21 protein-coding genes are annotated in these 25,872 nt (G+C 71.6%); 17 read left to right on the forward strand and 4 right to left on the reverse strand.

The window, feature by feature from the left end:
- Positions 1–285: 285 nt before the first annotated feature.
- Entirely contained in the window at positions 286–1,116 is an 831-nt protein-coding gene (locus ACFVUT_RS36445; RefSeq protein ID WP_389660564.1) for a tetratricopeptide repeat protein, read from the forward strand.
- 56 nt (positions 1,117–1,172) lie between these two features.
- Here ACFVUT_RS36445 and ACFVUT_RS36450 read toward each other — a convergent pair whose 3' ends face one another.
- Positions 1,173–2,450, reverse strand: coding sequence for a DUF1015 family protein (locus ACFVUT_RS36450; RefSeq protein ID WP_389660562.1), 1,278 nt, complete (start codon positions 2,448–2,450; stop codon positions 1,173–1,175).
- A gap of 71 nt (positions 2,451–2,521) precedes the next feature.
- On the opposite strand from ACFVUT_RS36450, the gene ACFVUT_RS36455 reads away from it, so the two are divergent.
- Both ACFVUT_RS36455 and ACFVUT_RS36460 read left to right on the forward strand, forming a co-directional pair.
- A complete protein-coding gene (locus tag ACFVUT_RS36455) occupies positions 2,522–3,550 on the forward strand; it encodes an HAD hydrolase-like protein (protein ID WP_389660560.1) in 1,029 nt (342 codons plus the stop codon).
- A 182-nt stretch (positions 3,551–3,732) separates the two neighbouring features.
- Positions 3,733–4,572, forward strand: a complete 840-nt coding sequence (locus tag ACFVUT_RS36460; protein ID WP_389660558.1) for an ABC transporter ATP-binding protein — start codon at positions 3,733–3,735, stop codon at positions 4,570–4,572.
- 170 nt (positions 4,573–4,742) lie between these two features.
- Here ACFVUT_RS36460 and ACFVUT_RS36465 read toward each other — a convergent pair whose 3' ends face one another.
- Complete coding sequence (locus ACFVUT_RS36465; RefSeq protein ID WP_389660556.1) at positions 4,743–5,090, reverse strand: SCP2 sterol-binding domain-containing protein; 348 nt, start codon at positions 5,088–5,090, stop codon at positions 4,743–4,745.
- 43 nt (positions 5,091–5,133) lie between these two features.
- Between ACFVUT_RS36465 and ACFVUT_RS36470 the strand changes: the two genes are divergently transcribed.
- The 5 genes from ACFVUT_RS36470 (at position 5,134) to ACFVUT_RS36490 (ending at position 10,458) form a co-directional block, all read left to right on the forward strand.
- The gene (locus tag ACFVUT_RS36470; RefSeq protein WP_389660554.1) at positions 5,134–5,484 is read left to right on the forward strand and encodes a hypothetical protein; all 351 of its coding nucleotides are present in this window, start codon (positions 5,134–5,136) and stop codon (positions 5,482–5,484) included.
- 7 nt (positions 5,485–5,491) lie between these two features.
- Entirely contained in the window at positions 5,492–6,307 is an 816-nt protein-coding gene (locus ACFVUT_RS36475; protein ID WP_389660552.1) for a TlyA family RNA methyltransferase, read from the forward strand.
- Positions 6,304–7,209, forward strand: coding sequence for an NAD kinase (locus tag ACFVUT_RS36480; protein ID WP_389660550.1), 906 nt, complete (start codon positions 6,304–6,306; stop codon positions 7,207–7,209). Before ACFVUT_RS36475 ends, ACFVUT_RS36480 begins: the two co-directional genes overlap by 4 nt.
- A gap of 107 nt (positions 7,210–7,316) precedes the next feature.
- Positions 7,317–9,062, forward strand: a complete 1,746-nt coding sequence (gene recN, locus ACFVUT_RS36485; protein ID WP_389660548.1) for a DNA repair protein RecN — start codon at positions 7,317–7,319, stop codon at positions 9,060–9,062.
- 298 nt (positions 9,063–9,360) lie between these two features.
- Positions 9,361–10,458 (forward strand): glycosyltransferase family 4 protein, encoded by a 1,098-nt coding sequence (locus tag ACFVUT_RS36490; RefSeq protein WP_389660546.1) that lies wholly within the window; start codon positions 9,361–9,363, stop codon positions 10,456–10,458.
- A gap of 28 nt (positions 10,459–10,486) precedes the next feature.
- Here ACFVUT_RS36490 and ACFVUT_RS36495 read toward each other — a convergent pair whose 3' ends face one another.
- Both ACFVUT_RS36495 and ACFVUT_RS36500 read right to left on the reverse strand, forming a co-directional pair.
- Positions 10,487–12,112 carry a PucR family transcriptional regulator gene (locus ACFVUT_RS36495; RefSeq protein ID WP_389660544.1) on the reverse strand — a complete coding sequence of 542 codons (1,626 nt, stop codon included), beginning with the start codon at positions 12,110–12,112 and terminating at the stop codon, positions 10,487–10,489.
- A gap of 262 nt (positions 12,113–12,374) precedes the next feature.
- Positions 12,375–14,177 (reverse strand): glycoside hydrolase family 15 protein, encoded by a 1,803-nt coding sequence (locus ACFVUT_RS36500; RefSeq protein ID WP_389660542.1) that lies wholly within the window; start codon positions 14,175–14,177, stop codon positions 12,375–12,377.
- Positions 14,178–14,583: 406 nt separating this feature from the next.
- Here ACFVUT_RS36500 and ACFVUT_RS36505 point away from each other — a divergent pair, with 406 nt between their 5' ends.
- From ACFVUT_RS36505 to ACFVUT_RS36545, 9 genes are all read left to right on the forward strand, one after another.
- On the forward strand, positions 14,584–16,269 hold the full coding sequence (locus tag ACFVUT_RS36505) for a CTP synthase (RefSeq protein ID WP_389660540.1): 1,686 nt from the start codon (positions 14,584–14,586) through the stop codon (positions 16,267–16,269).
- An 89-nt stretch (positions 16,270–16,358) separates the two neighbouring features.
- Positions 16,359–16,985, forward strand: coding sequence for an NUDIX domain-containing protein (locus ACFVUT_RS36510; RefSeq protein WP_389660538.1), 627 nt, complete (start codon positions 16,359–16,361; stop codon positions 16,983–16,985).
- 332 nt (positions 16,986–17,317) lie between these two features.
- Positions 17,318–19,381: a tetratricopeptide repeat protein gene (locus ACFVUT_RS36515; RefSeq protein WP_389660536.1), complete on the forward strand. Its 2,064-nt coding sequence runs from the start codon at positions 17,318–17,320 to the stop codon at positions 19,379–19,381.
- Positions 19,382–19,524: 143 nt separating this feature from the next.
- A complete protein-coding gene (ald, locus tag ACFVUT_RS36520) occupies positions 19,525–20,640 on the forward strand; it encodes an alanine dehydrogenase (RefSeq protein ID WP_389660570.1) in 1,116 nt (371 codons plus the stop codon).
- Positions 20,641–21,043: 403 nt separating this feature from the next.
- A complete protein-coding gene (locus ACFVUT_RS36525) occupies positions 21,044–22,162 on the forward strand; it encodes a ParA family protein (RefSeq protein WP_093893768.1) in 1,119 nt (372 codons plus the stop codon).
- Positions 22,159–22,773 carry a hypothetical protein gene (locus ACFVUT_RS36530; RefSeq protein WP_389660569.1) on the forward strand — a complete coding sequence of 205 codons (615 nt, stop codon included), beginning with the start codon at positions 22,159–22,161 and terminating at the stop codon, positions 22,771–22,773. The genes ACFVUT_RS36525 and ACFVUT_RS36530 overlap by 4 nt, the downstream gene beginning before the upstream one ends.
- Positions 22,774–22,879: 106 nt before the next feature.
- On the forward strand, positions 22,880–24,064 hold the full coding sequence (locus tag ACFVUT_RS36535; protein WP_389660533.1) for a segregation and condensation protein A: 1,185 nt from the start codon (positions 22,880–22,882) through the stop codon (positions 24,062–24,064).
- Entirely contained in the window at positions 24,061–24,708 is a 648-nt protein-coding gene (gene scpB / locus ACFVUT_RS36540) for an SMC-Scp complex subunit ScpB (protein WP_093893771.1), read from the forward strand. The genes ACFVUT_RS36535 and scpB overlap by 4 nt, the downstream gene beginning before the upstream one ends.
- A complete protein-coding gene (locus ACFVUT_RS36545; protein WP_389660531.1) occupies positions 24,708–25,811 on the forward strand; it encodes a pseudouridine synthase in 1,104 nt (367 codons plus the stop codon). Before scpB ends, ACFVUT_RS36545 begins: the two co-directional genes overlap by 1 nt.
- Positions 25,812–25,872 lie beyond the last annotated feature (61 nt).

Below are 25,872 nucleotides of genomic sequence, written 5' to 3' on the forward strand. Positions count from 1 at the left end.
CGTCGCGACGACGACAGCCGTGGTGGCGGTGGGTTCCGTCGGGACGACAGCCGCGGCGGCGGCTCCGGCGGCGGCTTCCGCCGCGACGACCGACGCGACGACCGGCGGGGCGGAGGGCAGCGCGGGCAGCGTGACGACCGTGGTGGCCGGGGCGGCTACCGCGGACGCGACGACCGCGGTGGATACGAGCGACGCGACGACCGCGAGCGTGAGCCCGTCAAGCGGCTCCCGATTCCCGAAGACGTCACCGGCGACGAGATCGACAAGGCCGTACGGCAGGAGCTGATGAGCCTGCCGAAGACTCTGGCCGAGGATGTCGCCAGGAACCTCGTCATGGTCGCCCGGCTGATCGACGAGGACCCCGAGCAGGCGTACGCCTACTCGCGGATCGCGTTGCGGCTGGCCTCGCGGGTCGCCGCCGTGCGGGAGGCGGCCGGGTTCGCCGCGTACGCGACGCAGAAGTACGCGGAGGCGCTGGCGGAGTTCCGGGCCGCCAAGCGGATGACCGGTTCCGTGGAGCTGTGGCCCGTCATGGCCGACTGCGAGCGGGGACTCGGGCGGCCCGAGCGGGCGATGGCCATGGCCGGCGAGCCCGAGGTGCAGAAGCTCGACAAGGCCGGGCAGGTCGAGATGCGGCTGGTGGCTGCCGGGGCCCGTCGGGACATGGGACAGATCGATGCTGCCATCGTCACGTTGCAGAGCTCCGAACTCGCCTCGAACGCGATTCACCCGTGGACTCCGCGACTGCGCTATGCGTATGCGGACGCGCTGCTGGCCGCCGGGCGCGAGGACGAGGCGCGTGAATGGTTCGGGAAGGCACTGGAGGCCGACAAGGACGGTGCCACCGATGCCTCGGACCGGCTCGCCGAACTGGACGGGGTCGAGTTCGTCGACGCCCTCGGCGAGGACGAGAGCGGCGACGAGAGCGGCGACGAGAGCGGCGACGAGAGCGGCGACGAGAGCGGCGACGAGAGCGGCGACGAGAGCGGCGACGACAGCGAGGACGAGGCCGAGCTGGAGGAGGAGTCCGACGCCGTTGACGCGTCGACCGCCGCTGCGGATGACGAGAAGAGCGACGACACCGGCAGGGACGAGGACGGTCCGTCCGCGTCGTAAGGCATGAGAGAGGGCGGCACTCCGGAAGGGGTGCCGCCCTTTTTTCGTTGCGGGGATCAGTCGAGGGTGAGGCTCCGCAGGACCAGGCCGGATGCCGGCTTGGGGCCGAAGGAGGTCGACTTGCGAGGCATCGTGACGCCCTGCCGGGCGAGACCCCTGACTGTCTCCTCGCGTACCGGATACATCAGGACCGCCGTGGCATCGTGGCGTTCGGCCTGATCGACGGCGGCCGCTGCGTCATGGATGTAGGCGATGTGTTCCGGTGCGTCGGGGATTCGCCAGACATGGTCGAGGAGAGCCAGATGCAGGACCGTCGCGTCGAGGGTCTGCCAGGCGGTCGGACGGTCGGCCGGAACCGTCCTGGACAGCAGACCGGCATCGGGGCGGTCGATGAGGTGGAAGCCGCCGTCGCCCGCGAGCAGGAACGCGTTGCCTTCGGCGGCCGCGTCGGCGAGTGCGTCCAGTGCACGGGGGAGCGGTCCATCGATGTCGCGGACGCGGAAGAGGCCGTTCAGCGCGGCGAGTGCGTCGGCGACCGGGAGGCGGTGCAACAGCCGGTGGATGGCACGGACCCGGAGCGGGTAGTGGGCCGTGTCGACGAGGAGGACCAGGCCGAAGTCCCAGGGGCCGGGAGCGGTGTGCTCCCGCTGGAGACGGAGATACGTGGCCCAGCGGTGATGGCCGTCGGCGATCAGGGCCTGGTGGTGGGCCAGATCCGTCTCGATCTCCGCCCGGTCGGCCGGGTCGGTGACCGCCCAGAGCCGGTGGCTGAAGCCGTCCTCGGTCGTGGTGGCGAGCAGCGGCGGTCGCTCGATGGTCCGCTGGATGACGGCGGTCGCCCCCGAGGCGTCGCCGTCATCGCGGTAGGTCAGCAGCAGTGGTTCGAGGTGGGCGGCTGTGGCCCGCATGAGGTCGGCCCGGTCCTCGACGACGTGGGGCATCACGTCCTCGTGCGGCAGCACGATGCCGTCGCCGGGGGCGGAGAGCGCCAGCGCTCCGACGATGCCGCGTTGCAGGATCTCGGCGTCGCGCTGCTCGTAGACGTACAGCGCGGGTTCGGGATCGGGGGCGAGGACGCCGTCGGCCAGCCACTGGTTCAGGGTCTCGGCGGCCTGCGCGTTGCGGGCCGCGGCCGTGTCGGCCTGCGGCAGGATCAGCCGGACGATGTTGTGCGGATCCGCCGACTCCAGGTGGTGCAGCCCGTCGGGGCGCACGACGACGTCGTACGGCGGTGAGGTCACCGCCGCGAGACTGCCGACCCGCTCGGGGACGTAACGCAGCCCGCGGAACGGGACCAGATGCAGTCCCTGGCCGGCCGGACCTGATGTGTTCATTTCTGCATCGTATGTGTGCGGCCGGGATGCGCGATGATCGGGACAGAAGCATGGAACGAGGAGCGCAAAGAATGAGTCAGCCGAGCAGGACCAGGCCGAGCGGCAGCAGCACCGCGTTGAACAAGGCGTACGACACGGCGCTGCTCGATCTCGACGGGGTGGTGTACGCGGGCGGTCACGCGATCGCCCACGCCGTCGACTCGCTGGGAACCGCACGGGGCGGGGGGATGCACCTGGCGTACGTGACCAACAACGCCCTGCGGACCCCCGCCGCGGTGGCCGGGCACCTGACCGAACTCGGGATTCCGGCCGAGCCCGCCGACGTGATCACCTCGGCGCAGGCCGTGGCCAGACTGATGGCCGATCAGTTGCCTGCCGGAGCACGGGTGTTGGTGGTGGGCGGCGAGGGGTTGCGCGTCGCGCTGCGCGAGCGCGGACTGGTGCCGGTGGAATCGGCGGACGACGAGCCGGCCGCGGTGGCGCAGGGGTACGGCGGGCCCGATATGGCATGGGGGCGGTTCGCCGAGGCCGCGTACGCGATCGCGCGCGGGGTGCCGTGGTTCGCGTCCAACACCGACCTGACGATTCCCAGCGCCCGAGGGATCGCGCCGGGCAACGGTGCGGCGGTGGAGGTCGTACGGATCGCGACCGGCGCCGAACCGCAGGTGGCCGGCAAGCCGTTGCCGCCGATGCACCGCGAGACGGTGCTGCGGACCGGGGCCGAACGACCGCTGGTGGTCGGGGACCGGCTGGACACGGACATCGAGGGCGCGTTCAACGGCGGTGTGGACTCGCTGCTGGTGCTCACCGGCGTGACGGACGCGGCGGGGTTGGTGGCCGCCGTGCCGCAGCACCGGCCGACGTACGTGGACGCCGATCTGCGGGGGCTGCTGACCGGACAGCCCGACGTGACGTCCACGGGCGACGGGTTCCTCTGCGGTGGCTGGAAGGCGTCGGCACGCGGCGACAGCCTGGTGCTCGAAGGGGACGGGGACGTACTCGACGGGCTGCGGGCGCTCTGCGGGGCGGCGTGGTCGTACGCCGGAGACCACTCGTGCGCGCTGGACGCGGGGAAGGCGATCGCGAGGCTGGGGTGGTGACAGCCGGCCGGCTCCCGGCGATTCGAGCGATGAGGAGGGTAGGCTAACCTAACTTTGTTCTGCCTGGCCCGCCACCGTCCGGACGGCCGGTCCACCGGCGGGCGGGACCGGGCTCGCCCCGGCCCCCGCGGCGACGGGGGCGACCCCCGCACCCGATCACCTCCGACTCCGGGAGTACGACCATGCAGCGCCTCACCGCGGACTCGGTGACCCTCGGCTACGACCAGCGGGTCATCGCGGAGAATCTCTCGGTCGAGATCCCCGACCATTCGTTCACCGTGATCGTCGGCCCCAACGCCTGTGGCAAGTCGACTCTGTTGCGCGCACTCTCGCGGATGCTGAAGCCGAACAGCGGGCGGGTGCTCCTGGACGGGCAGACGATCCACGGGATGCCGGCGAAGAAGGTCGCCAAGACGCTGGGGCTGCTGCCGCAGTCCTCCATCGCGCCGGACGGCATCACCGTCGCCGACCTCGTCGGGCGCGGCCGGTATCCGCACCAGGGGCTGCTGCGCCAGTGGTCGCCGGACGACGAACGCATTGTCGAGGAATCGATGGCGGCGACCGGAGTCGACGCGCTGGCCGATCGCTATGTCGACGAATTGTCCGGCGGGCAGCGCCAGCGCGTCTGGATCGCCATGGCGCTCGCCCAGCAGACGCCGCTGCTGCTGCTCGACGAGCCGACGACGTACCTCGACATCCAGCACCAGATCGACGTCCTCGACCTCTGCGCGGAACTGCACGAGACACAGGGGCGCACGCTGGTGGCCGTCCTGCACGACCTGAACCACGCCGCGCGGTACGCCACGCACCTCATCGCGATGCGGGAGGGCGAGGTGATAGCCGAAGGGGCGCCCGGCGACGTCGTCACCGCGGAGCTGGTGGAGCGGGTCTTCGGGCTGCGCTGCCAGGTCATCGACGATCCGGAGACCGGAACGCCCTTGGTGGTGCCGGCCGCGCGCAAGCCGCGCAGCGGCCCGGTGGGCGTGCAGGGCAAGGCGTCCGCAGGGGTGCCGGGAAGCTGATCGGGCCGGGCCCGGCCCGGGTCGTGGGATCGGACGGGACCGGGATCGGACCGGACCGGGATCGGACCGGACCGGGGTGGGACCGGACCGGGATCGGACCGGACCGGGGTGGGACCGGACCGGGGGCGAGCCCGGTCGCCGCGCGCGGGATCAGTGCTGGAGCAGCTCTCCTAGAGCAGCGATCTGAGTCGCAGCAGGTCGCGGAAGCCGGCCTCCAGGCGGACCCGGCCCGCGCCCCACGCCCTGGCGAAGTTCAGCTCACCGTTCACCATGGCCACCAGGTCGTCGCCGGTCATCGCCAGACGGATCTCGGCCTTCTCCGGGGGCGGGCCGTCGACCGTGTCCAGGACCTGGATCCGGCCATGGGCCAGCCGTCCGGTGAAGGTGACGTCGAGGTCCTTGATGTGGCAGCTCAGCGACCGGTCGAGGGCAGCCGCGCTGCGCACGTCGCCCTCGGCCCGCGCGAGATTGTCGGAAAGTTTGTCGAGTGCGCTGCGGCACTCCGCCATGGTCGCCATCGTGACCGACGGTACCTCAGCCGTTCGCGGTAGCGTTTCCCGCATGAGCGACTCGATGCCGGGGCCCGGGACCGCAGCCGGAACAGCGCCCGGAACAGGGCCCGGGACGACACCGGCGGACGCGACGGCAGACCCGTCCGAGGAGAGCGCGTCCCCGGCCGCCGCACCCCCTCTCGACCCCGCCGCACCCGCGCCCCTCGGCGTCGCCCGTACCCCCAGCGGCCACGCCGGGATCGACGCCCAGTTGGAGCGTCTCGCCGACGCGGACCACCTCCCGGCGGACGGACACATCGAGGTGTACGAGGATGTACACGGTGGGCTGCGCGAAGCGCTGACCGCGCTGGATGCCAGGCCCGCACCCGCACCGATGCCCTCGTACAACAACAGGAGCTGAACCGAACGTGGCAGGAGTGGCACGTCGCCGCCTCGACGCCGAGCTGGTACGCCGTAAGCTCGCCCGCTCGCGCGAGCACGCGAGTCAGCTGATCGCCGCGGGGCGGGTGACCGTCGGTGGCAGCACCGCGACCAAACCCGCCACCCAGGTCGAGACCAGCGCCGCGCTCGTCGTCATCAAGGACGACAGCGACCCCGAGTACGTCTCGCGCGGCGGACACAAACTCGCCGGCGCCCTCGCCGCCTTCGTGCCCCTCGGGCTGACGGTCGAGGGGCGGCGGGCGCTGGACGCCGGGGCGTCGACCGGCGGCTTCACCGACGTACTTCTGCGGGCCGGGGCCGGCCACGTCGTCGCCGTGGACGTCGGTTACGGACAGCTCGCCTGGTCACTGCAGACCGATGAGCGCGTCACCGTCAAGGACCGCACCAACGTACGGGAGCTGACGACGGACGACATCGACGGGAAGCCGGTGGACCTCGTCGTCGGTGATCTGTCGTTCATCCCGCTGGGGCTGGTCCTGCCCGCCCTGGCCCGCTGCACCGCCCCCGACGCGGACCTGGTTCTCATGGTCAAGCCGCAGTTCGAGGTCGGCAAGGAGCGGCTCGGCAGCGGCGGTGTGGTACGCAGCCCCGAACTCCGGGCCGAGGCCGTACGCGAGGTGGCGCGCCGGGCCTGGGCACTGGGTCTCGGGGTGCGAGGGGTGACGGCGAGTCCGCTGCCGGGGCCCTCGGGAAATGTCGAGTACTTTCTGTGGCTGCGGGCCGGAGCACCTGAGCTGGATCCCGCGGATGTCGACCGTGCAGTGGCGGAGGGGCCTCGTTGACGACGAATGCGGCACGAACTGTCTTTCTTTTGGCGCACACCGGCCGACCGGCCGCGATCCGCAGCGCCGAGCTGGTCGTCCAGGGACTGCTGAGCAGCGGCCTCGGCGTACGGGTGCTGGCCACCGAGGCGGTCGACCTGCCGCTGCCGCCGTCCGTCGAGACGGTCACGGACACCACCCCCGGAGCCGTGGACGGCTGTGAGCTGCTGATCGTGCTCGGCGGGGACGGGACGCTGCTGCGCGGCGCCGAACTCTCCCGCGCCTCCGGGGTGCCGATGCTCGGCGTCAACCTGGGCCGGGTCGGTTTCCTCGCCGAGGCCGAGCGCGACGACCTGGACAAGGTCGTCGACCGGGTCGTCACCCGCGCGTATGAGGTCGAGGAACGCATGACGCTCGACGTCGTCGTGCACAGCAACGGCGACGTCGTCCACACCGACTGGGCGCTCAACGAAGCCGCCGTGCAGAAGGTGTCGCCCGAGCGGATGCTGGAGGTCGTCCTGGAGATCGACGGCCGCCCGGTGACCGGCTTCGGCTGTGACGGGATCGTCTGCGCGACCCCGACCGGATCGACGGCCTACGCCTTCTCGGCGGGCGGACCGGTCGTCTGGCCCGAGGTCGAGGCGCTGCTGATGGTGCCGATCAGCGCCCACGCGCTGTTCGCCAAGCCGCTGGTGACCTCGCCGACCTCGGTGCTCGCCGTCGAGGTCCAGCAGCACACCCCGCACGGGGTGCTGTGGTGCGACGGGCGCAGGACCGTGGAACTGCCCGCGGGAGCGCGGGTCGAGGTGCGGCGCGGCGCGGTGCCCGTACGGCTCGCGCGGCTGCACCACGCCTCGTTCACGGACCGGCTCGTGGCGAAGTTCGCCCTGCCCGTCTCGGGGTGGCGGGGTGCGCCGCACTGACCGGCGAACCCTCCCCCGGAGGCGGCGCGAAAGCCGAAGGTGCACACGGGAGAGTGAACCCCTGGGGCGGGGCCCGTCGCACAGCGGGGTCCGGACCTCGTAAGGTCATGTCCGTGTTGGAGGAGATGCGGATACGGTCGCTCGGAGTCATCGACGACGCGGTGGTCGAGCTGTCACCCGGTTTCACCGCCGTGACGGGTGAGACCGGCGCGGGCAAGACCATGGTCGTCACCAGCCTGGGGCTGCTGCTCGGCGGGCGTGCGGATCCCGCCCTGGTACGGATCGGGGCCAAGGCCGCCGTCGTCGAGGGGCGGATCACGGTGTCCGACGGCGACACCGTGGCCCTGCGGGCCGAGGAGGCCGGGGCCGAATTCGACGACGGCGCGCTGTTGATCAGCCGCACCGTTTCCGCCGAGGGGCGCTCCCGGGCGCATCTCGGCGGCAGATCCGTGCCGGTGGGGGTGCTCGCCGAACTCGCGGACGAACTCGTCGCCGTGCACGGCCAGACCGACCAGCAGGGGCTGCTCAAGCCGGCGCGGCAGCGGCAGGCACTCGACCGGTACGCCGGCGACGGTGTCACGGTGCCGCACACCACGTACACGGCGGCGTACCGGCGGCTGCGGGCCGTCGTCACGGAGCTGGACGAGCTGACGACGCGCGCCCGCGAACGCGCCCAGGAGGCGGATCTGCTGAGCTTCGGCCTCGGTGAGATCGCCGCGGTCGAACCCCTGGCGGGCGAGGACGGCGACCTGGCCGCCGAGGCCGAACGGCTCGGCCACGCCGAAGCGCTCGCCTCCGCCGCCGCCCTGGCGCACACCGCGCTCGCGGGCAACCCGGAGGACCCCGAGGGCGTCGACGCGACGACCGTGGTCGCCGCCGCCGGACGGTCCCTGGACGCCGTACGCGCCCACGATCCCGCGCTTGCCGCGCTCGCCGACCGGATCGGCGAGATCTCGATCCTGCTCGCCGACGTGGCGGGCGAACTGGCCGGGTACGCCGACCAGCTGGACGCCGATCCGCTGCGGCTCGCCGCGGTGGAGGAGCGGCGGGCCGCGCTCACCGCGCTGACCCGCAAGTACGGCGAGGACATCACCGCCGTGCTCGCCTGGGCCGAGGAAGGCGCCGTCCGGCTCACCGAACTGGAGGGCGACGACGACCGGATCGGCGAGCTGACGGCGGAGCGCGACGCGCTGCGCGCCGAACTCTCCGGACTCGGGCAGGCGTTGACCGACGCGCGCACGGGAGCGGCGGAGCGCTTCGCCGAGGCGGTCACCGCGGAGCTGGCCTCCCTCGCGATGCCGCACGCCCGGGTCTCCTTCGCCATCCGGCAGACCGAGGCACCGGACGAGGAGTCGGGCATCGAGATCGGCGGACGGAGCGTGGTCTACGGGCCGGCCGGCGCCGACGAGGTCGAACTCCTGCTGGCGCCGCACCCCGGTGCCCAGCCGCGGCCGATCGCCAAGGGCGCGTCGGGCGGTGAGCTGTCCCGGGTGATGCTCGCCGTCGAGGTGGTGTTCGCCGGCTCCGATCCCGTACCGACGTACCTCTTCGACGAGGTCGACGCGGGCGTCGGTGGCAAGGCGGCCGTCGAGGTCGGGCGGCGGCTCGCGAAGCTCGCGAAGTCCGCCCAGGTCGTCGTCGTCACGCACCTGCCGCAGGTGGCGGCCTTCGCGGACCGGCAGCTGCTGGTCGAGAAGACGGTCGACGGGGCGGTGACCAGCAGCGGGGTCACGGTCCTGGAGGGCGAGGACCGGGTCCGGGAGCTGTCGCGGATGCTCGCGGGCCAGGAGGACTCACAGACGGCCCGTGCCCATGCGGAGGAACTGCTGGCCGCGGCGCGGGCGGACGGGTAACGGAGCGGAGCCGCGGGCGTTCGGGCCCGGGTGCCGGGTGCCGGGTGCCGGGTGCCGGGTGCCGGGTCAGACGGCTCGCCCAGGCGGTGGTGGACCGCTGCCGGGCGCCGGGGACCGCTGGCGGTATCCACGGCACGTCAACTTCGCGTCATCTTCTCACCTGTGGGAGTGGTAGGACCTGGCCGGTTGCTGGTGTGTGGGGCGGGGCAGCCGCCCGACGGTGCCGGAACACGCTTGCGGACTGGCATCCTTGGCGATGCCATCACCGCCCACTCGGCAGCCCCGGGAGCCATTCAACGTGTCACAGCTGCGTACGGTCCAAGTCCTGGGCGGCGGCAGCGCGGGCAGCAGCGCCCACGTCAGCTCGCTGGCCGCAGGTCTGGTGGCGAGAGGGGTGCACGTCACCGTCTGCGCCCCGGCCGAACTGGACCACGCCTACGACTTCTCCGGTACGGGGGCCCGGTTCGTGCCCGTACCACGGCGCAGCGATCCCACCGCCGTCGCCGCCCTGCGCGGCGCCTGCCTGAGCGCCGACGTGGTCCACGCGCACGGTCTGCACGCCGCCGTACGCGCCGCTCTCGCGCTCGGCGGTCGACGTATCCCGCTGGTCTTCACCTGGCACGCCCGCGCCCACGCCGAAGGCGCCCGCAGCCGACTGCTCCGGCTCATGGAGCGAAGGGCCGCCCAGGCGGCGGCCGTTGTGCTCGGCACGACATCGGAGCTGGTGGACCGGGCGCGGCACCGAGGAGCACGCGACGCGCGGCTCTCGCCGGTCTCCGCCCCCCTGCCGCACGTGCCCGCCGAACTCACCGACGGCAAGATGCGAGCCGAACTCGGAGCAGTGGAAAGGCCGTTGATCCTGACGTACGGGAGCCTCGTCCCCCATCACGGGTACGACCTGCTGCTCGACGCCGCACGGATGTGGCGCGCACTCGACCCCGTACCGCTGCTCATCATCGCGGGAGAGGGGCGGGAGCGGGCGGCTCTGCAACGCCGGATCACGAACGAGGAGCTGCCCGTCCGGATCATCGGCGGTCACGACGACACCGCCGGGCTTCTCGCCGCCGCCGACCTGGCCGTGCTGTCCAGCCGGTGGGAGGCGCGCTCGGTGCTGGCCCAGGAGGCACTGAGGCTCCGCGTTCCGCTGGTCGCCACCGCCGTCGGAGGGGTGCCGGAACTCGTGGGCGACGGCGCGGAACTCGTGCCGTACGGGAACACCGAGGCGCTCGCGCGGGTGGTGGTCAGGCTGCTCGGTGATCCGGTGCGGCGCGCGGATCTGGCGGACGCCGGGTACGTGCAGGCCGCGAGTTGGCCGACGGAGGACGACACGATCGCCCAAGTGCTCAGCGTCTACGACGAGTTGGCACAGCCGTTGGCGATGGCGCGGCCACGGTGAGCGGCGGGCCGGCCGGGTGGGTCGGAAGCTACGGCGTGTGGCGGCGCGCCCGGAGGGCCAGGCTCAGGGCCAGGACCGCCTGCGGATCGTCCAGATCGGTGCCGAGCAGTTCACCGATGCGCGCCAGCCGGTTGTACAGCGTCTGACGGTTCAGGTGCAGTTCGCGCGCCGTCTCCGCCTTGCGGCCCGCGTGGCCCAGATACGTCTCCAGCGTCGGCAGCAGCGGCGGGCGCGAGGTGCGGTCGTGATCGCGCAGCGGGCCGATCGCCCGGTCCACGAACGCCGCCAGATCCGGATGGTCCCGCAGCCGCCACAACAGCAGATCGATGTCCAGGCGCCGGGCGTCGTACCAGGGCCGTTCGCCGAGACCGTGCGCTGCCGTCGCCGTCTCGGCGGCGTGCCGCAGTCCCGCACCGGCCGCCGCCCAACTGCCCGCCACGCCCACCACCACGACCGGCGGCTGTGATCCGGCCCGCTCCAGACCGGCACGCTCCACACCCGCCCGCAGCGCCGCCGCGACCCGGTCCGCGACCGCCGTGCGCTCCGTCTCGGACCGCAACCCCAGCAGCATCGGTACCCGGCCCTCCACGGGCCGCACGCCGAGGAGCACCGGCACGCCCACCGACGCGAGCTCCTCCAGCACGGCCCGCGCCAGCAGCGCCCAGTTCCCCGACACGGACAGCTCGGGGGCCAGCCGCATCACCACCGGCAGCAGCGGCATCCCACCCGGTTTGAAGCCCAGGACGCGGGCCTGCGCCGGCGCGTCCTCCGCGGCGATCCGGCCCTCCGCGAGATCCGTCAGAAAGTCCCCCCGCCCGCGTGCGGCGAGCTCCTCCTCCTGGCGGGCCTGCATCAGCACGACGGCGAGGATGCCCGCCGCCCGCTCCGCCGCCATCCGGTGCACCGTCACCAGCGGCCCGGCCACGGCCAGCAGCACCAGCCTGGCCCGTACGGAACCGGTGGTGGGACCGCCGCCCGGCACATCGACCAGCACGGAACCGGTGGGCGGCTTCTCACGGGCCGCCCGGTCGCCACGCATCCCCTCCCACACCTGGAGCGGATCGGCGGACACCGGGCCGGACCCCGGCCCCGCCGCGTACAGCAGCTGCCCGTCCGCCGTCTCCAGGAAGACCGGATTGGCCGTGAAATCGGCCAGGACGCCCAGCACCTGGGGCACCCCACCGCCGCCGAGCAGCGCCTCCGTGCACCGCCGGTACACCTCCTCGGCCTGCCGCAGCAGCGCGTAGTGGCCGTTGACGATCTCGGTGTGGATCTCCTCGGTCACCGCCACGAACGGAACCTCGCGGTGCAACTGCACCAGCGGCAGACCGGCCGCGCGGGCGGCATCCACGATCGACGCGGGCAGCCTGCTGAACCGCGGTCCGAGCTCCACCACGAGGGCGGCGATCCCCCGGTCGGCGAGCCTGCGGACGAAGGCACGCTGCTCGGCGGGGCGGGTGCCGAGCCCCAGACCGGTGGTGAGCAGCAGTTCACCGCCCTTGAGCAGGGAAGCGATGTTCGGGACCTCGCCCGCGTGCACCCAGCGCACCGTACGGTTCAGCCGGTCCGCGCCGACGACCACCTCCGGGAGCCCGCTGCGCAGGCCCGGCAGCTCAAGGGCTCGCTGCACGGTGATTCCGCCTTGCGTCTCCACTGGCTCTGGCCTCGCGTTTCACTCGGGTCGGGCGGGGCAGTCGCTTGGGTCGCGGTCGCCCTGGTTCAGGAAGGTACCGGCCCCGAGCGCCGTGCAACGGGCCACGCCGGCCCGTATCGGGGCCGGCCGGCCCACGTCCTGTCCACCCTTCCCGGCGACCGCCCTCCGAGGCCGGCCGGTATGGCTCCGGCCCGCCCCGCGCCGAGGCGGGCCGACGTGTGGGGCAGGTACCGGTACGCGTCCGGCCCGCCCCGCACCGAGGTCAGCCGACGTATGCCCCGCTCGCCGTCAGACGCAGTGCCGTGTCGATCAGCGGAACATGGCTGAACGCCTGGGGGAAGTTGCCCACCTGGCGTTGCAGCCGGGGATCCCATTCCTCCGCCAGCAGGCCCAGATCGTTGCGCAGCGACAGCAGCCGCTCGAAGAGCTGGCGTGCCTCGTCGACCCGGCCGATCATCGCCAGGTCGTCCGCCAGCCAGAACGAGCAGGCCAGGAACGCGCCCTCGTCGCCCTCCAGGCCGTCGACGCCCGCGTCGTCACCCCTGGTGGGGTACCGCAGCACGAAGCCGTCCTCCGTGGACAGCTCGCGCTGGATCGCCTCGATCGTGCCGATCACGCGCTTGTCGTCCGGCGGCAGGAAGCCCATCTGAGGGATCAGGAGGAGTGAGGCGTCCAGCTCCTTCGACCCGTAGGACTGGGTGAAGGTGTTGCGTTCCTTGTCGTAGCCGCGGTCGCAGACATCGCGGTGGATGTCGTCGCGCAGTTCGCGCCACCGCTCCAGCGGACCTTCCGCGTCCCCGGACTCGATCAGCTTGATGGTGCGGTCGACGGCGACCCAGGCCATCACCTTCGAGTGGACGAAGTGGCGGCGCGGGCCGCGCACCTCCCAGATGCCCTCGTCCGGCTCGTCCCAGTGCTTCTCCAGATACCCGATCAGCTTGAGCTGGAGGCCGGTCGCGTAGTCGTTGCGGGTCAGGCCCGTCATGTGGGCGAGGTGCAGTGCCTCGGTGACCTCTCCGTACACATCCAGCTGGAGCTGGCCCGCCGCGCCGTTCCCGACCCGGACCGGACCGGAGTTCTCGTAGCCGGGCAGCCAGTCCAGCTCCGCCTCGCCCAGCTCGCGCTCGCCCGCGATGCCGTACATGATCTGCAGGTTCTCCGGGTCGCCGGCGACGGCCCGCAGCAGCCACTCGCGCCAGGCACGGGCCTCTTCGCGGTAGCCGGTGCGCAGCAGGGAGGAGAGGGTGATCGCGGCGTCGCGCAGCCAGGTGTAGCGGTAGTCCCAGTTCCGGGAGCCGCCGATGTCCTCGGGCAGGGAGGTCGTCGGCGCGGCGACGATGCCGCCGGTCGGCGCGTACGTCAGCGCCTTGAGGGTGATCAGGGAGCGGACCACGGCCTCGCGGTAGGGCCCGTGGTACGTGCACTGCTCGACCCATTCACGCCAGAAGTCCGCGGTCGCCTCCAGCGAACCCTCCGGGTCCGGAAGACCGGGCGGCTCGTGGTGCGAGGGCTGCCAGCTGATCGTGAACGCGATCCGGTCACCCGGCGCGACCGTGACGTCGGAATACGTCGTCAGGTTCTCACCGAACGTCTCGGCGGGGGTGTCCAGCCAGACGGAGTCAGGGCCGGCGACGGCGACCGTACGGCCGTCGACCTTGTGCACCCACGGGGTGACACGCCCGTAACTGAACCGCATCCGCAGCTCCGAGCGCATCGTCACGCGGCCGCTGATTCCCTCCACGATCCGGATCACCTGCGGTGCGCCGTCACGGGGCGGCATGAAATCGGTCACTCTGACCGTTCCACGCGGTGTGTCCCATTCCGATTCCAGGATGAGGGAGTCACCGCGGTACCGGCGGCGGTCCGCGGGCTGCGGCTGCGCCCCCTCCTCCCGCGCCGGTGCCAGGCGCCAGAAGCCGTGCTCCTCGGTGCCCAGCAGTCCCGCGAAAATGGCATGCGAATCGAAGCGGGGAAGGCACAGCCAGTCGACTGTGCCGTCCCGGCAGACCAGGGCAGCGGTCTGCATGTCTCCGATGAGTGCGTAATCCTCGATGCGCCCGGCCACGTGCAATCTCCAGTCGAACGGCCTTGTCGCCCCGTAGGGCATTACTGCGGGTGAAGAGGTCGTCGCAAGGGGGCGTTGTGGGGGAACCAATGAACTCGGAACCTCGCCCGGAGCGAGTGTCCGAGCAGGATACGACGCACCCGGATGATCTGCGCGACGGTCTCAGGAAAGCGTCTGATCCGAACGGGTGTGGCACGAGGGGCTTGCGATGATCTTGTGGAGGGCGTACGAGGGGCGTGGCCGGAAGCAGCCCCTCCTGGTCGCTGATACCCTGGTAGCCCGTGGACCGGTGGTCGTCCGCGACAGCAGACGAGGCCCCCGAACCGCAGCGACGGCACCTCCGGAATTCCGGAAGGCAACGCCGGTACGCACCTCACGATCGCGACCACGGGAGCCCCCTTTGGCTATGCAGCCCACATCCACGACGACCAAGCACATCTTCGTCACCGGGGGTGTCGCCTCATCCCTCGGCAAGGGTCTGACTGCCTCCAGCCTCGGCGCCCTGCTCAAGGCGCGCGGTCTCCGGGTCACCATGCAGAAGCTCGACCCGTACCTGAACGTCGACCCCGGCACGATGAACCCCTTCCAGCACGGTGAGGTGTTCGTCACCAACGACGGCGCCGAGACCGACCTGGACATCGGCCACTACGAGCGCTTCCTCGACGTCGACCTCGACGGCTCCGCCAACGTCACCACCGGCCAGGTCTACTCCCAGGTGATCGCCAAGGAGCGGCGCGGCGAGTACCTCGGTGACACCGTGCAGGTCATCCCGCACATCACCAACGAGATCAAGCACCGCATCCGCCGGATGGCCACCGACGACGTCGACGTCGTCATCACGGAGGTCGGCGGCACGGTCGGCGACATCGAGTCGCTGCCGTTCCTGGAGACCGTCCGCCAGGTCCGCCACGAGGTCGGCCGGGACAACGTCTTCGTCGTGCACATCTCGCTGCTGCCCTACATCGGCCCGTCCGGCGAGCTCAAGACCAAGCCGACCCAGCACTCCGTCGCCGCGCTGCGCAACATCGGTATCCAGCCCGACGCCATCGTCCTGCGCGCCGACCGTGACGTACCGACCGCCATCAAGCGCAAGATCTCGCTGATGTGCGATGTCGACGAGGCCGCCGTGGTGGCCTGTGTGGACGCCAAGTCGATCTACGACATCCCGAAGGTGCTGCACACCGAGGGCCTGGACGCCTACGTCGTGCGCAAGCTCGACCTGCCGTTCCGCGATGTCGACTGGACCACGTGGGACGACCTGCTGGACCGCGTGCACAACCCCGACCACGAGGTCGCCGTCGCGCTCGTCGGCAAGTACATCGACCTGCCCGACGCCTACCTCTCGGTCACCGAGGCCATCCGGGCCGGCGGCTTCGCGAACAAGGCCAGGGTCAAGGTCAAGTGGGTCGCCTCCGACGACTGCAAGACGCCGGCCGGCGCCGCCAGGCAACTGTCCGACGTCGACGCGATCTGCGTTCCCGGCGGATTCGGCGACCGCGGTGTCAACGGCAAGATCGGCGCCATCCAGTACGCCCGTGAGAACAAGGTTCCGCTGCTCGGCCTCTGCCTCGGCCTGCAGTGCATCGTGATCGAGGCGGCGCGCAACCTCGCCGAGATCCCCGACGCCAACTCCACCGAGTTCGACCCCGCCACCGCGCACCCGGTCATCTCGACGATGGAGGAGCAGCTCGCGTACGTCGAGGGCGCGGGCGACCTGGGCGGCACCATGCGGCTCGGCCTGTACCCGGCGAAGCTCGCCGAGGGCTCGGTGGTCCGAGAGGCGTACGACGACCAGCCGTACGTGGAGGAGCGCCACCGCCACCGCTACGAGGTCAACAACGCCTACCGTGCCGAGCTGGAGAAGAAGGCCGGCCTGGTCTTCTCCGGCACCTCCCCGGACAACAAGCTCGTCGAGTACGTCGAGTACGCGCGCGAGATCCACCCGTACCTGGTCGCCACCCAGGCGCACCCGGAGCTGCGCTCCCGCCCGACGCGCCCGCACCCGCTCTTCGCGGGCCTGGTGAAGGCGGCCGTCGAGCGCAAGACGGGGGCCGCGGCCGTGAGCGAGCAGGGCGCTCAGCCGGGCAAGTAGTCCGGTGCCGCGCAGGCATTAACGTTGACCGGGGTACGGATCCGCAGAGGATGCGTGCCCCGGTTTCCGTTTTCTGTGGGAGGACGTACATGGGTTTCCAGGACACGCCCGAGGAGTGGCAGGTCACCGCGACCGAGACGCCCTTCACCGGCAACAAGACCAGCGTCCGCACCGATGACGTGATGATGCCCGACGGCACGGTCGCACGCCGCGACTACCAGGTCCACCCGGGCTCGGTCGCCGTGCTCGCGCTCGACGAGGAGGAACGTGTCGTCGTGCTGCGGCAGTACCGTCACCCGGTGCGCCACAAGCTCTGGGAGATCCCGGCCGGACTGCTCGACATCCCCGGTGAGAACCCGCTGCACGCGGCCCAGCGGGAGCTCTACGAGGAGGCGTACGTCAAGGCCGAGGACTGGCGGGTGCTGACCGACGTCTACACCACGCCGGGCGGCTGCGACGAGGCCGTACGGATCTTCCTGGCCCGGAACCTCTCCGAGGCCGACGGGGAGCGCTACGCGGTCTCCGAGGAGGAGGCCGACATGGAACTGGCCCGGGTGCCGCTCCAGGAGCTGGTACGGGGCGTGTTCGCCGGGGATCTGCACAACAACTGCCTCGTGGTGGGCGTCCTCGCGCTCGCGACGGCGCTCGCCGGTGACGGGATCGAGGCGCTGCGCCCGGCCGAGGCGCCGTGGCCGGCCCGCCCGTTCGAGGCCTGACAGGCCGTGAGGACCGCCGCCGGGCGGCGGTTCGCGGACACGTTCCCGGGCGGCGGTTCCCTGGCGGCGGTTCGCGGGCACGTTCCCGGGTGCCCGTCCGGGACGTACCGGGGCCGGTGGTTCGCCTCGCGAGGATCGTCGGAGATCCGTCGGCCGGCCTTCGACGACTGCTGGGCGGTTCATCGGCATCCTCCGGTCGGAAAATACGCTGATCCGTTCGGGGGACCTTCGCGCCACGCTCCAGGGGATTCGTCCACCCGCCTGAACTACGCTCGGAATGCCCTGACCGGAGTCCCGGCGGGCAACGCGTGCAGCGAAGTGGAGCGTGGCCCGTGACGGATCAGGCGGTGGACACCAGCGGCCCTGCCAAGGCGGCGGGAACCGGGGAGCCGTCCGGCGCCACACCACCCCAATTCTTCGGCCGTGAACGCGAGTTGAAGGAACTACGGGCCGACATCGAGCGCGCCGGACTGGACACCCTGGCCGGTCGCAAGGCGGCCCGTGCCCGGGTCCTGCTGATCGCCGGACGCCCCGGATCCGGACGCACCGCGCTCGCCGGAGAACTCACCCGCCGACTGCTTCACGCGGGTGACCACCCCGACGGTCTGCTCCGGGCCCGGCTCACCGACCCCGGCGGCGCGCCGGTCCCCACCGAGCGGACCGCCCGTGAGCTGCTCGGCCAGCTGGGCGTGACCGGGCCGCCCGGCGCGGACGGGGACGAGCTCTCCGAGATGGTCCGTGAGGCGCTCGCGGAGCGCCGGGCCCTGCTGCTCCTCGACGACGCCGTGGACGCGGAGCAGGTCGACCCGCTGCTGCCGGACAACCCCGACTGCCTGGTCGTCGCCACCTCCGAGGGCCCGCTGACCGGTATCCCCGGGGTCCGCCCCTGCACCATCGGCGGCCTGGACGCGGGCTCCGCCGTCCGACTCCTCGCCCGCATCATCGGCCAGGTGAGGATCACCGTCGACCCGCGGACCGCCGAGACCCTCGCCGAGGAGTGCGCCGGGCTGCCGACCGCCCTGGTCCTGGTGGGCGGCTGGCTCGCCGCCCATCCCATGGCGTCGGTCGCCGATGTCACCCGGCGGCTGCGCGAACTGCCGGACGGCACGGAGCAGTCCACCGGCGGACGCCCGCTGGCCCGCGTCTTCCGGCTGGTCCATGACACGCTGCCGCCGGCCGCCGCCCGGATACTGCGGCTGCTGGCCCTCGCGCCCGCGGGACTCGCCGACCCCCACACCGCCTCCGCGCTGGCCGGCTGCTCCGTCTCGGCAGCCCGGGCGACCCTCGACGACTTCGTGACCCTGGGGCTGCTGCGCACCGATGGGGCGGACCGGCCCCAGTACGAGGTGCCCGGCTGCCTCGCCCCGCTGCTGAGGGCGCTGCTGGAGGCGAAGGACCGGCCTGCTGAGATCCAGCTCGCCAGGGCCCGGATGCTGGAGCGGACCGTACGCCTCCTGCAGTCCTGCCGGGCCGTCGCCGAGCCCGAGGGTTCCCCGGCCCGCCGGAAGCTCGCCGGACTGCCGCGCTCGCTGCGCTTCCCCGGGCCGGAAGCGGCCGCGGAATGGGTGCGGACGCGTCGGCCCGCGCTGCTGGCCTCGGCCAGGCTCGCCGTCGACGACGGTGAACTCGACACCCTGGCAAGGAGGTTGATGGCCGCTTTGGTGCGGGCGCTGGCCGTGCACCAGGGCACCGAGGCGGCCGCACCCGAGCTGTACGGACTGCACGGTCTGGTACTGGCCGTCGCCGAGCGGCGCGATCTGCCGCGCGAGCGGGCCGCCGCACTGCTGAACCTCGCCGACCTCGATGCCGGGACCGGCCGTACGACGGAGGCGCTGACCCGCTACCGGGCCGCGCTGGACGCCGGTCGGGCCGCGAAGGACCCGTATGCCACCGGCCGCGCGATGGAATCCGTAGGGGGCGCCTACGCCGAGCTGGGGGACTACCAGCGGGCCTCCGACTGGTACGGCCGGGCGCTGGCGCAGCGTCTCACCCAGGGTGAGCGGGCCGACGAGGCGCGGCTGTACGGGCGGCTCGGTGCCGTCCACACCTATGCCGGACGGTACGGCGAGGCGCTGCGGAACTGGCGTGCCGCCGCGGCCGGGTACCGCAGGCTCGGCGATGTGCCGGCCCAGGCGCGGGCGCTGAGCGAGGCGGCCCGGGTCCAGGAGTACGCGGGACGGCCGCACGAGTCGCTGCGCACCTGCCAGGAGGCCGTTCAGTGGGCCAGGCGTTCCGGGGACGTGCGGCTGCAGGCGGCGCTGGAGCTGCGGCTGGCCGACACGCTCGACCGGCTCGGCGACTCGGCAGCGGCCCGGCTGCACCGGGGCCTGGCCGACAGATTGCTGAAGGAGGAGGGCGTGACCTACGAAATCCGTAGTGCGGTGACTGAAAATTAGTGCTTTGTAAGGCTAGACAGCGTGAAGCCCTTCATTAGACTGGTCTTACCGCGCACGTTCGTGGTGTCTCCATTTACGCTATTTCTATCCGGGTATGTATCGCTATGTCCGGATGACCCTCCGAGGCAAGGACCGTGATCGACGTGAAGGTCGGCATCCCCCGCGAAGTCAAGAACAACGAGTTCCGCGTGGCGATCACGCCCGCCGGTGTGAACGAGCTCGTGCGCCACGGCCACCAGGTCGTCGTCGAGGAGAACGCCGGGGCCGGCTCCTCCATCACGGACGAGGAGTACCTCGCCGCCGGGGCGCGGATCCTTCCCACGGCCGACGAGGTCTGGGCCACCGCCGACCTGCTGCTCAAGGTGAAGGAGCCGGTCGCCGAGGAGTACCACCGCCTGCGCAAGGACCAGACGCTCTTCACCTACCTGCACCTCGCAGCCTCCCGCGCGTGCACGGACGCGCTGCTGGAGTCCGGCACCACGGCGATCGCGTACGAGACCGTGGAGACCGCGAACCGCGCGCTGCCGCTGCTCGCCCCGATGTCCGAGGTCGCGGGCCGGCTGGCTCCGCAGGTCGGCGCCTACCACCTGATGCGTTCGGTCGGCGGCCGCGGCGTACTGCCGGGCGGCGTCCCGGGCACCGCGCCCGCCGAGGCCGTCGTCATCGGCGGCGGCGTCTCCGGCTGGAACGCCACGCAGATCGCCGTCGGTCTCGGCTTCCACGTCACGCTGCTCGACAAGGACATCAACAAGCTGCGCGAGGCGGACAAGGTCTTCGGCACCAAGGTGAAGACGGTCGTCTCCAACGCGCTCGAACTGGAGAAGGCCGTCGTCGAGGCCGACCTCGTCGTCGGCGCCGTGCTCATCCCGGGTGCGAAGGCCCCGAAGCTGGTCACCAACGAGCTCGTCGCCAGGATGAAGCCCGGAAGTGTACTTGTCGACATCGCAATCGATCAGGGTGGCTGCTTCGAGGACTCGCACCCGACGACGCACGCCGAGCCGACCTTCCATGTCCACAACTCGGTCTTCTACTGCGTCGCCAACATGCCGGGCGCGGTGCCGAACACCTCCACGTACGCCCTCACCAACGCCACGCTTCCGTACATCCTGGAGCTCGCCGACCGTGGCTGGGCCGATGCGCTGCGCCGTGACGCCGCACTCGCCAGGGGCCTCAACACCCATGACGGGCAGGTCGTTTACCGCGAGGTGGCCGAGGCCCACGGCCTGGAGCACGTCGAGCTGAGCTCGCTTCTCGGCTGACGGTCCGGTCTCCCCGCCCCGAAGGGTCCGGGAGGGTTCCTCATCGTTTCGCGTCAACCTCATGCGTCCGGCCGGACCTTGCTCAGCAGGGTCCGGCCGGACGCATGCCGGGTCCGGTGACGCCGCCGTCAACTCGTCTCGAACGTAACCCTTCAACCGATTCGTGCACCCACTGAAAGCGTGCCCCGGTGGCCACATGCTCTTGACAGGGGGGTGTTCGATTGCCGACACATCGGGCCGGGTCCGGCGGATTGTGTTGCTGTGGAGCGGTGACACGCCATAGAGTCGCCAATCGTCGGCATGGTGCCACGCTGACCTATCGATAAGTTTCCTGGTCACATCCGAGGAGGTAAGACGACTTGTGAATGAGTCGACATTTACTCCCGGGGGTGTTCAACCAGGGATGCCTGCACGGGGCCAGAGCCCGAACGGGCTGGAGGCTGTCGGCTCCGTCGCTGTCCGCACCTTCGCCACCCACCAGCACATGACGACAGCCCCCCAGATGATGGACGGCCTAAACGTGAACGCCATGGCCGGCAACGAGAGTGGCCGAGAGACCGCCCACTTCGCCGACTTCGACGAGGTGCCCCAGGGGCACTTCTACGACCCCGACGCCGAGTACGAGCCCGACCCGGAATACGCGGCCACCCTCGCGCCCGACGCTGCCCGCCAGCGCCGCGAGCGGATCGGCCCGACCGGTCGGCCTCTGCCCTACTTCCCGATCCCCGGCCCGCTGACCGATCACGGTCCCGCGAAGATCATCGCGATGTGCAACCAGAAGGGCGGCGTCGGCAAGACCACGTCGACCATCAACCTGGGTGCCGCGCTCGCCGAGTACGGGCGCCGCGTACTGCTCGTCGACTTCGACCCGCAGGGAGCCCTGTCGGTCGGGCTCGGTGTCAACCCGATGGAGCTCGACCTCACGGTCTACAACCTGCTCATGGAGCGGGGCATGTCGGCCGACGAGGTCCTGCTGAAGACCGCGGTCCCCAACATGGACCTGCTGCCCAGCAACATCGACCTGTCGGCTGCCGAGGTGCAGTTGGTGAGCGAGGTCGCCCGGGAGTCCACGCTGCAGCGTGCCCTGAAGCCGCTGATGGCCGACTACGACTACATCGTGATCGACTGTCAGCCCTCGCTGGGCCTGCTCACCGTGAACGCCCTGACGGCGGCCCACAAGGTGATAGTGCCGCTCGAGTGCGAGTTCTTCGCCCTGCGAGGTGTGGCCCTGCTCACCGAGACCATCGAGAAGGTCCAGGAGCGGCTCAACCCGGATCTGGAGCTCGACGGCATCCTCGCCACCATGTACGACTCCCGCACGGTGCACAGCCGTGAGGTCCTCGCCCGTGTCGTCGAGGCCTTCGACGATCACGTCTACCACACGGTCATCGGGCGCACGGTGCGCTTCCCGGAGACCACGGTCGCCGGTGAGCCCATCACCACGTACGCCTCCAACTCCGTCGGTGCCGCCGCCTACCGCCAGCTCGCCAGGGAGGTGCTCGCCCGGTGTCACGCCGAGTGAGTCTGCCCGGGGCCGACGAACTGTTCCGCACCACCGGTGGGATGGGACTGCAGGCATCGTCCCCCGCGGACCGGCGGCGCAGGGCGAACGGCGAGGCCCGGGTGCCCGGTCCGGCCGGGGAGAGCGATCCCGCGGCCGGCGGGTCCGGGGCGGGTGCGGCGGAGGCCGCCGGCCCCGAGGCCCCTTCCCGGGAGGAGCACTCCGCGGCGGACGCCGACGCGGGGGAATCGCGCAGTCGTGGTGGTGAAGGCACCCGCGCCGCAGTGGCGGGGCAGTCGGGGCGCGGGCCCCAGCAGCCTTCGGCGGCCACGCCCTCGGCCACGCAGGAGGCGGTGGTCGCCCCTGCCGTTCAGCAGCAGCGCAGGCGCGGAGGCGGGCGCGGGGGGAACCGGCGTCCCAGCGGCCGGGAGCGCCATGACGAGAAGATCACCGTCTATGTCTCGGCCGAGGAACTGATGGACCTCGAACACGCCCGGCTCGTGCTCCGCGGGGAGCACGGGCTCGCGGTCGACCGCGGGCGTATCGTCCGCGAGGCGGTCGCGGTGGTCCTCGCGGACCTGGAATCACGGGGCGACGCGAGCATCCTCGTACGGCGGCTGCGCGGCCGCTGACCGGTGGGGCGCGGGTAGCCTGCCCAAAGTGCCGTCGGCCGAACGGTCCGGACCTTCCCGTACGGGCCACTGCCCGCCGCCCGTATCCCGCTGCCCCTGGACCTTCATGCCGACGACCGACGAGCCCGCCCGTTCCCCCCGCCGCCCTCTGGGCCGCGGCCCGGGCGGTCGGCCCGCGCCGGGGCCGACGGCGGACCGGCGGCCCGACGGAGCGCCCGACGCCCCACCTGTTTCCGAGGGCGCGGAAGTGTCCTTGGATCCGGAGGTGCGGCCGGCCGCCTCGGACGCGGCAGCGTCCGCAGCCTCGGACCCGGTCGTGGCAACTCCTGAGCCGGTCCTGTCGACGGCTCCCGGGTCGGCTGCCGGGTCGGCTGCCCCCGAGGTGTCCGTAGAGGCTTCCGAGCCGGTCGTTCCGGCGGTGCCCGGGCCGCCTGCCGGGCCCGGCGCTCCCGCGGCTTCGGCGACGCCCTCCGAGCCCGCCGACGACGGGCGGTTCACTGTCCGGCTGGCGAACTTCGAGGGACCGTTCGACCTGCTTCTGCAGCTCATCTCCAAGCACAAGCTGGATGTGACGGAAGTCGCACTGTCCAAGGTCACCGATGAGTTCATGGCGCACATCCGCGCCATGGGGCCGGACTGGGACCTGGACCAGACCACCGAGTTCCTCGTCGTCGCCGCGACCCTGCTCGACCTGAAGGCCGCCCGGCTGCTGCCCACCGCCGAGGTGGAGGACGAGGCCGATCTGGCGCTGCTCGAAGCGCGGGATCTGCTCTTCGCCCGGTTGCTCCAGTACCGCGCGTACAAACGCGTCGCGGAGATCTTCAGTGACCGGCTGGAGTCCGAGGGGCGGCGTTTCCCGCGGACCGTCGGGCTGGAGCCGCACCACGCCGAGCTGCTGCCCGAGGTCGTCATCAGCATCGGGGCCGAGGGGTTCGCCAGGCTGGCCGTGAAGGCGATGCAGCCCAAGCCCAAGCCGCAGGTGTACGTCGACCACATCCACGCACCGCTGGTCAGCGTGCGGGAACAGGCCGAGATCGTGGTGGCGCGGCTGCGGGAGGCGGGGGAGATCACCTTCCGGGCGCTCACCGAGGACGCCCAGGACACCCTCACCGTCGTCGCCAGGTTCCTCGCGCTGCTGGAGCTGTACCGGGAGAAGGCCGTCGCGCTCGACCAGGACGAGGCGCTGGGGGAACTTCTGGTGCGCTGGGCCGGGGGAGAGGGGGGCGAGCCCGTCGTGACGGACGAGTTCGACACCGACGTGCAGGACGTCTCCGAGGATGTGAGGACATGAGTCAGCAGGACACCACCGGCTCCACCGTCGCGGATCTCGATCTCAAGCCCGCTCTGGAGGCCGTCCTCATGGTCGTCGACGAGCCCGCCACCGAGGAACACCTCGCCAAGGTGCTGGAACGGCCCCGCAGAGCCGTCGCCGACGCGCTGCGCGAGCTGGCCGACGAGTACACCGTGCAGCGCCGTGGATTCGATCTGAGGCTGGTCGCGGGCGGCTGGCGCTTCTACACCCGCCCGGAGTACGCGGCGGCCGTCGAGGGCTTCGTCCTGGACGGCCAACAGGCCCGTCTCACCCAGGCCGCCCTGGAGACCCTGGCGGTGGTCGCCTACCGCCAGCCGGTCAGCCGGTCGAGGGTCTCCGCGGTCCGCGGTGTGAACTGCGACGGGGTCATGCGGACCCTGCTGCAGAGGGGCCTTGTCGAGGAAGCGGGCGCGGAACCCGAAACAGGTGCGATCCTGTACAGGACGACGAACTACTTTCTGGAGCGGATGGGCCTGCGCGGCCTGGATGAGCTCCCGGAGCTCGCGCCCTTCCTCCCCGAGGCGGACGCGATCGAGGCTGAGACGCTAGAGGGTGTGCCGTCGTTCGATCCGGACGCACCGGACACCCCGGATACTCACGCAGACGACAAGACGGAATTTTGATGCGAAGCAGTGGCAGGAACAGCGGAAGCGGCGGCAGGAGCGGCGGCGACCGGAATCCCCGGGGCGCCGGCGGCGGGCGCGACGGCAAGCAGGAGCAGCGTCCCCGCCGGCCCCGGCCCGAGGAGCGCCGCTACGACGTGGGCTCCACCGGAGAGAAGAGCGGCGAAGAGGTCCGCAAGGGCCGCGGCGCCGCGGCCCGCGGCGGCGCCAAGGGCGGCCCGAAGTCCGCTCAGGCCGGCAGCGGCAGGAGCGGCGGCGCGCGCCGCCAGGGCGCCCCGTCCCGTCCGCGTGAGCTCGACGCCAAGATCGAGCAGCGCAACCGGGACAGGTACGCGGGCAAGGCCGACATCAAGACGCCCAAGACCCACCCCGGCGCCGAGCAGGAGGGCGAGCGGCTGCAGAAGGTCCTCGCCCGGGCCGGCATGGGCTCGCGCCGGGCGTGCGAGGAGCTGATCGAACAGGCACGTGTCGAGGTCAACGGCGAGATCGTCGTCGAGCAGGGCATGCGCGTCGATGTCCACAAGGACGAGATCAAGGTCGACGGCCTGACCGTCGCCGCCCAGTCGTATCTCTTCTTCGCGCTGAACAAGCCCGCCGGTGTCGTCTCCTCCATGGAGGACCCGGACGGCCGCCAGTGCCTCGGCGACTACGTCACCAACCGTGAGACGCGGCTCTTCCACGTCGGCCGGCTGGACACCGAGACCGAGGGCATCATCATGCTCACCAACCACGGTGAGCTGGCGCACCGCCTGACCCACCCCAAGTACGGGGTGAAGAAGACCTACCTGGCCGCCATCCAGGGACCGCTTCCGCGCGACCTGGGCAAGCGGCTCAAGGACGGCATTCAGCTGGAGGACGGGTACGCCCGCGCCGACCACTTCCGGGTCGTCGAGAACACCGGCAAGAACTACCTGGTCGAGGTGACCCTCCACGAGGGCCGCAAGCACATCGTCCGCCGGATGCTGGCCGAGGCCGGCTTCCCGGTCGAGCGGCTCGTGCGGACGTCGTTCGGGCCGATCCCGCTGGGCGACCAGAAGTCCGGCTGGCTGCGCCGCCTCACCAACACCGAGGTGGGCATGCTGATGCGCGAGGTCGGTCTGTAACCCGCCTCCGCCCGACGCACGGCCCGCGGCCGGTTCCTGTCTTCGCATCCCGGACAGGAAT

Source organism: Streptomyces sp. NPDC058051 (assembly GCF_042885475.1).
Lineage (GTDB): Bacteria > Actinomycetota > Actinomycetes > Streptomycetales > Streptomycetaceae > Streptomyces.